Below are 6,791 nucleotides of genomic sequence, written 5' to 3' on the forward strand. Positions count from 1 at the left end.
TGCGGGACAGCGCTGTCGTCAATCAGCCAATGCAAATTGGCGCGGACTTGAGCGGCGATAACGATATTCACCAATAAATAGTACGCTTTTTCGTAGGTCCCGGCAAATCCCTAACCATGCCGGATCGCCACCGTCTTCAGCGTGGTAAAGCCATACAGCGCTTCAAAGCCTTTCTCGCGCCCATAACCCGATGACTTCACGCCGCCAAAAGGCAGTTCCACGCCACCGCCCGCGCCATAGTTATTGATGAAGACCTGGCCGCTTTTTACGCGCCTGGCCATGCGGAACTGGCGCGCACCGTCGCGCGTCCAGATTCCGGCGACCAGGCCGAACTGCGTGGCGTTGGCCAGTTCGACCGCATGGTCTTCGTCCCGAAAACTCATGGCGCACAGCACCGGCCCGAACACTTCTTCCTGCGCCAGCCGGTGTGTCACCGGCACGTCGCGCAGCAGCGTGGGCGCCTGGTAAAAGCCTGTTTCCGGCGCTTCGTCAACAATCTGGCCTTGCGCCACCATGGGAATGCCCGCGACCTGCGCATCGCTCAGGAAATCCCAGACGCGCTGCTGCTGGCTTTGCCGGATCAGGGGGCCAACGTCCAGATCCATGGCGGCCGGCCCGACACGCAGGGCTTCAAATGCCTGGCCCAGCTGCTCCAGTAGCGGCTCGTAAATTGATTGCTCCACCAACAGGCGCGAGCCGGCCGAGCAGGTCTGCCCGGCGTTTTGCACAATGGCGTTGACGATGGCGGGCAGTGCCAGCTCCGGATCGGCATCGCCAAACACAATTTGTGGACTTTTTCCACCCAGCTCCAGCGTTACCGGGCAATGGCGCTCGGCGGCGACCTGCTGGATCAGCGTGCCCACCGTGGGACTGCCGGTAAAACTGATGTGGTCGATACCGGGATGGCGCGCCAGCGCGTCGCCGACTTCATGGCCGTAGCCGGTGACAATGTTGATGGCCCCGGCCGGAAAACCCACTTCGGTGGCCAGCTCGGCCACGCGAAGCAGCGACAGGCAGGCGTCTTCCGCCGGTTTAACGACGCAGACATTGCCCGCGGCCAGCGCGCCGCCCACGCTACGGCCAAAAATCTGCATCGGGTAGTTCCAGGGAATAACGTGGCCGGTGATGCCATGCGGCTCGCGCCAGGTCATCACGCTGTAGCCTTCCAGGTAGGGAATCGTCTCGCCGTGCAGCTTGTCGCAGGCCCCCGCGTAAAACTCGAAATAACGTGCCAGTGCGGCCGCATCGGCCCTGGCCTGTTTGCCCGGTTTGCCGCAGTCGCGCTGCTCGATCAGCGCCAGCTCTTCGGCATGTTCGGCGACCTTGACGGCCAAGCGCATCAGCAGCCGGCCACGTTCCACCGCAGTCAGCCGGCTCCAGAGCAGTTCGAGGCAATCGCGGGCACTGCGCACCGCAACGTCGATGTCATGGGCGTTGCTGCGCTGAATTTCGTCGAAGACCTGGCCGTCGGACGGGTCCACTACAGGAATGGTTTTGCCCGAAGAAGAAGGAACGGAGGCGTTGGCGATGTAGTTGAACTGCATGCCCATGATTTTGCGTCAAACCGGCGTCATCCATGAAGTCACAGGTATTTCAGTGAAGAAAATGACGGTGGCGTTTTATGAGCGGGTGAAAAACGCCATAAATAAAATAGCATTCAGGATTTTTCCGGGCGTGCAACACGAAGCAAAAGCCAGCCGGCCGAGGCAGCCAGTGCCGCCAAAATCAGCAGGCAGCCTGCGACATCGGTCACCGGCGCGCCCATCTGGTTGAGCCTGAGCGAGGCCTGAATGCCCGCCGTGCTCGGAAATAGCCAGCGCAGGGCTTGCAGCAGCGCCGGCAGGGCTTCTGCAGGCCATGAAAAACCGGACACAAAGGCCATGGGCAAAGCCGTGAACAGCAGCACCTGCAAGGCTCTTTCGCGGTTGCCAAACCATACGCCCAGCAAGGCGCCCAGCGTGCAGATAGCCGGAATGTAGAAGGCCAGCAAGAGCAGTGCGCCGCCCGTGTTGGCGCCGCGCGGGAAATCCTGAGCCCAGAAAATCCAGCCAAAGTAGAGCAGGCCGCTGAGGTAGCCGGCGGTCGAAAACCCGAGGATGCGACCCAGCCAGGTCGCCGCGTCGGCGCGGTGCTTGCCGGTTTCAACCCATAGTCCGACCAGCATGCCCACGCCCATCAACAGCGTCTGCTGGATGATTAACAGGGCTACCGCAGGCACCACGTAGCTGCCGTAGCCTTCGGTTGGGTTGAACAGGGCCACCATCTGGGTGTTGACGGGGTTGCGGCTGGCCTGGGCTTGCTGCGCACTTTGGCCGCTGGCCTGGAGTTTTCTGATTTCCACGTCGGCCGAGACGGTGCCGACCGCTTCGGCAAAGCCGGACAGCACCGCCTTGTTGAGCAGGGCGTAACTGCCGTTGGCTTCCACGGTGACCACTGCGGCATTGCCGCGCAGCACATCACGCTTGAGGTTTCTGGGCAATATGGCGTAGCCCTCAATCTCGCCGTGCCACAAGGCTTGCCGGGCCTGGCGTTCGTCGCCGATGACCATGCGCACTTCGAGGCGCGGGCTGGCCTGGGCAAAACGGGTGATCTGGCGCGACAGGTTGCTGTGGTCGTAGTCCACCACGGCCACCGGCACGCGCGTGACGGCTTGTTTGGAATACGGCCAGGGGTAGAAAAACCCGTAAATCACCGGCGCAATCGCGATGAGCAGCAACACGCCTTTGTCAGCGGCAATGGTTTTGAGCGTATCCACCCAGGCCCGCCAGACGCTGCTTTGCGCCTGCATCAACGGCCTCCCCAGGTTTCAGGCTGGCCGGCACAGCGGGTCAGAAACGGGACACAAAATGCGCCTAAAACAATCGTTGTTAATGCAAGCGCTATGAGGACTGGCGCCGAATAAGCCAGGGGTGCGGCCATTTGCAACTGTTCCATCTGCAGGCGGATGTAATGGGTGTAAGGCAGCAGTTCGGCCCAGCCTCTCGCCAGCGCCGGCATGGACTGCAGGGGAAAAGCCACGCCACCAAAGGCAAACGCCGGCGCGGTGATAAAGCCTGTGGTCGACAAGGCCGTGCGCAGCGAACGTGTGGCGCTTGACGCCAACGCGCCCATCGCCAGCGACAGTGCGAGAAAGGTCCACAACGCCAGTTGGACCCAGGCAAGCGAGCCCGGCGGATGCCAGCCACGACCAAGCGTCAACCAGAGCATGGACAGCGTGCCGACCGTGCCCAAACCCAGCCAAGGGCAGAGTAATTTACCCAGCAACGCCGCCGCCGTGTTGCCCCATCCGGTTTGCGGGCCCAGCCAGTCGGCCACGGTCCGGTCACGCAGTTCCCTGCCCACGGCCCAGGCCCCAGCGGTCATCGCCAGGATGTGCAGCATTGCAGGAATCAACGCGGCGGCCAGGAACTGCTCGTAGTTGAGGGAAGGATTGAACAGTGTCACCAGGCTGGTCTTGATGGGCTCCATCGAGACTTGCGTGGCCAGCGCCGGCTCGCCTCGCTTGTTGCGCGCCGCCAGCTCTACGCCGGCCGACAGCGTGCCGACGGCGCTGCGTACATCGCGCTGGATCAGGCTCGAATGCGTGCCCAGCTGGGCGTTGTGCAGCAGCGTGACCTGCGCGGCCCGGCCCTGCTTGAGACTGCGCGCAAAGTCGGGCGGAATGCTGACGACCGCATAGACTTCCGCGCGGCGCATGGCCTGTGTGACTTCGGCGGTGTTGCCATAAGGCCGCACCACCTGCAGACCGGGCGTGGCCTGCAGAAAGCGGATCAGCTGGCGCGAAAGGGCAGAGTGATCCTGGTCCATCACGCCAATCGGCAAGCGGTTGGGCAGGCCGGCCGAGAAGGTCCACCAGAGGAACGCCACGGCCAGCAACGGCACCCATGAAATCATCGCCAGATCCCAGCGGCTGCGCTTCAGCCAGTCGGCTTCCCGGCGCGCGCTGGTGGCGAATGCCTGAGCAAATCCCATTTTCAGTCGCGCGGCGGGCGGCTCATTGAACCAGCACACTCATGCCTGGACGCGCGCCCTCAATCGGGGCGGCGGGTCTGGCGCGGACTTCAAAGGTGCGCGCGTCAAAGCCCTGGCCGTCGCGGGTGGCGCGCCAGGTGGCGAAGTCGGGCAGTGCGGCGCTGTAGAAGACCTTGAAACGGACGGCTTTGTTGCCCAGTGCGGGCAACACGGCATCAAACTCGGTATTTTTGGCGAAGCGCTGCAAGTGGTCTTCGCGCACGTTGAGTACCACCCACTGGTCTTTCAGATCGACCACGGTCACCACCGCCACGCCCTGCGGCGAAAGTTCGCCGACCCTGGCCAGCACCTTTGCGACTTCGCCCGCTACCGGACTCCTGAGTTCGGTCTCGGCTTTGGCGGCCTCTGCTTCGGCCACCACTCCCGCGACCTGACGAGCCTGCGCATTGGCTGCCGCCTTGTCCTCGGGGCGGGCGCCGATGCGCGCCATGTCGTACTGCGCCCTGGCGGTGGCCGCCTGGTCGCGCGAAGTTGTGAAGTTGGCTTCGGCTTCGTCACGTTTTTGCGCAGCCACCAGCCCTTCCCTGGCCAGGCCGTCAACGCGTCTGAAGGAGGTCTGGGCGAGGGCGGCGGCGGCCTGCGCGCGCTGCCATTGCAGTCTGGCCATCTCCAGCTCTTGCGGCCGAGCGCCGTTTTGTGCCTTGTCGGCAACAGCCTGAGCCGCTTGCTGCGCGGCGGTGGCTTGCGCCAGCCTGGCGGCAACTTCGGGGCTGTCGGTGCGCATCAGCGTTGCGCCGGCCGCAATCTGATCGCCTTCTTGCACCAGCACTTCGGCAATTCGGGCCGTGACTTTGGGCGCAATATCGGTTTCCCGGGCTTCCATCTGGCCCTGGAATACCGCTGGCGGCGGCAGGGACGCGCGCCAGACTCCATCAGCCAGCAAGGCAGCCACTGCGGCCGCTGCAACGGCGATGCCGATATTTTTCTTGTTCATGGTGACATCACTTTCATGTCGGCGCGCGCTATGTACCGGCCGAACTCTTCAGATAGCCCGCAGCTCTCTAGCAGGCGGGCCAGCGCCACCACGTAGTCGTAGGCGACCTGCGCGCGTTCTGTTTCAACCTTGGCCTGGTTGACCTCGGCGTCAATCAGTTCCAGTGCCGTTCCGGTGCCTTCACGCAGTGCCGCCGTGCGCAGCCGCAACATTTCACGCGAAAGCGCCACGCCGGCGGCGGTGGCCAAAAACTGCTGGCGCGTCTGTTCCACGCTGCGCCAGTTTTTTTCGACCAGCAGGCCAATGTCGCTGCGCGCCTGCGCTTCGCTGCGTTCAGCCTGCTCGATCTGCTTGTTTGATGCGGCGGCCAGCGCGTTGCGGTCCACCGCATCAAACAGCGTCCAGCGCACGCCCAGGCCGCCGATCCAGTTGGCATGGCCGGTTTTCAGTTCGCGCTGCCCAAAGGCAAACAACTGTGGTTTTCGAAGCGCTTCCTGACCCTGGTGCAGTTGCTCCGCCTGTGATTTTTTTGCATTGACCCGGGCCAGGCCTGGGTGCCTCAGCAGGGCCTGCTCCAGAAAATGAGGCAGCGGTTCGATCGCCTCGGTGAGCACAAAAAGCGGTGTTTCGGGCTTGACGATAGTTTCAGACTTGACGGTGCGGGCCAGCGCAATCGAGGCCAGTTCGGCTTCATCCTGCGCCTTGAGGGCGTTGCGTCTGGCTTCCTCGTACGCCGCCTGCGCCTGCAGCCGCTCCACCCGGGAGATCACGCCAGCCGACAGCATTTTGGCGGTGGCGGCATCATGCTCGCGGATGTCGTCCAGCGCCGCCTGCCGGAGCGCCGCCACTTTGCCAGCGAGTTGCGCGCCGAAATAGCGCTGAACCAAAAGGGTTGCCAGTTCATGTCCTGTCTTGTCGGCGTCGGCGCGCGCTTCGCTGCCCTGGGCGGCGACAAAGCCCCTCACCGCATCACTGGCACCGCCCGCGTAAATCGGCCACACGGCCGAGATGGATTTAGTGGTGCCAGTGTCATGCCGGTTGAAGGTGTAGCTGGCAGGGAACTGCGGCACGGGCAGCGGAATCGGCAGGTTTTGCAGGGGAATCGGCAACTGCTGGCTGATTTGCGTCAGCCGCTGGTTGACCGGATCGAGGTTGACATCAAGATTGGCGTTGTAGGCATAGGCCGCCGCTGACAAGCTCACGACGGGGCCACCCAGACCCTGGAGCGCCTGAGCCTGCAGACGCTTGCCGTCCACGGCAGCCTGCGCCGCAGCCAGCTGGTCAGAGCTGCTCTTGACGCGCTCCCAGGCGGTTTCAAAAGTCATGGCCTGCGGCTGGGCCTTGACCGGCGCGCAGGTCACCAGGCACAGCGTGGCTGTCAGCAGGAAGCAGGGTGAATTCATGGTGCCAGGATTGCGTTGAGTTACTGGGTTTTGTTGTCAAAAGGCAGTATGCCATTCACCTTTTTTTGCCCGTCCTTAAGCTATGGAGAATTTTAAAAAAACTTCGTCCGTGGCGATGGCAGGAAAAAAGTGAATTTGGCTTGATCTGCATTTGAAATATCGTGTGCAAATGGGCGCAAGCATGCAAAAAGACGGTCGCTCAAGCGATGCAGTTGCGTATTCGTAAGGTCTAAAAATTTAGCGTTTAAGCCTGGCGAACAATCAATTCCTTCATCTGCTTTTTTTCTTTTGCTCCCCGCTCTTTAAGTACCGAGTTCATCAAAAAAAGGGGCTATAGCTGCAGTTATCTGGCGATTTAAAAAATGACATCTGAAAGCGAAACGAAATTTATTTGTGGCAGGTAGCATTATGAAAAAACCCGC

The 6,791-nt window shown here is 62.2% G+C and carries 5 protein-coding genes; all 5 read right to left on the reverse strand.

The window, feature by feature from the left end; genetic code table 11:
* Nucleotides 1-110 precede the first annotated feature (110 nt).
* The gene (locus tag HHJ19_RS14250) at nucleotides 111-1,544 is read right to left on the reverse strand and encodes an aldehyde dehydrogenase family protein (protein ID WP_296908490.1); all 1,434 of its coding nucleotides are present in this window, start codon (nucleotides 1,542-1,544) and stop codon (nucleotides 111-113) included.
* A 113-nt stretch (nucleotides 1,545-1,657) separates the two neighbouring features.
* Nucleotides 1,658-2,788 carry an ABC transporter permease gene (locus HHJ19_RS14255; RefSeq protein WP_296908476.1) on the reverse strand — a complete coding sequence of 377 codons (1,131 nt, stop codon included), beginning with the start codon at nucleotides 2,786-2,788 and terminating at the stop codon, nucleotides 1,658-1,660.
* Nucleotides 2,788-3,972, reverse strand: a complete 1,185-nt coding sequence (locus tag HHJ19_RS14260) for an ABC transporter permease (protein ID WP_296908477.1) — start codon at nucleotides 3,970-3,972, stop codon at nucleotides 2,788-2,790. Before HHJ19_RS14260 ends, HHJ19_RS14255 begins: the two co-directional genes overlap by 1 nt.
* A 22-nt stretch (nucleotides 3,973-3,994) precedes the next feature.
* Nucleotides 3,995-4,966 (reverse strand): HlyD family secretion protein, encoded by a 972-nt coding sequence (locus tag HHJ19_RS14265; protein ID WP_296908478.1) that lies wholly within the window; start codon nucleotides 4,964-4,966, stop codon nucleotides 3,995-3,997.
* Nucleotides 4,963-6,369, reverse strand: coding sequence for a TolC family protein (locus HHJ19_RS14270; RefSeq protein WP_296908480.1), 1,407 nt, complete (start codon nucleotides 6,367-6,369; stop codon nucleotides 4,963-4,965). The genes HHJ19_RS14265 and HHJ19_RS14270 overlap by 4 nt, the downstream gene beginning before the upstream one ends.
* Nucleotides 6,370-6,791 lie beyond the last annotated feature (422 nt).

Origin of the sequence: Polaromonas sp. (assembly GCF_012927415.1) — a bacterium.
Taxonomy (GTDB): domain Bacteria; phylum Pseudomonadota; class Gammaproteobacteria; order Burkholderiales; family Burkholderiaceae_C; genus Polaromonas.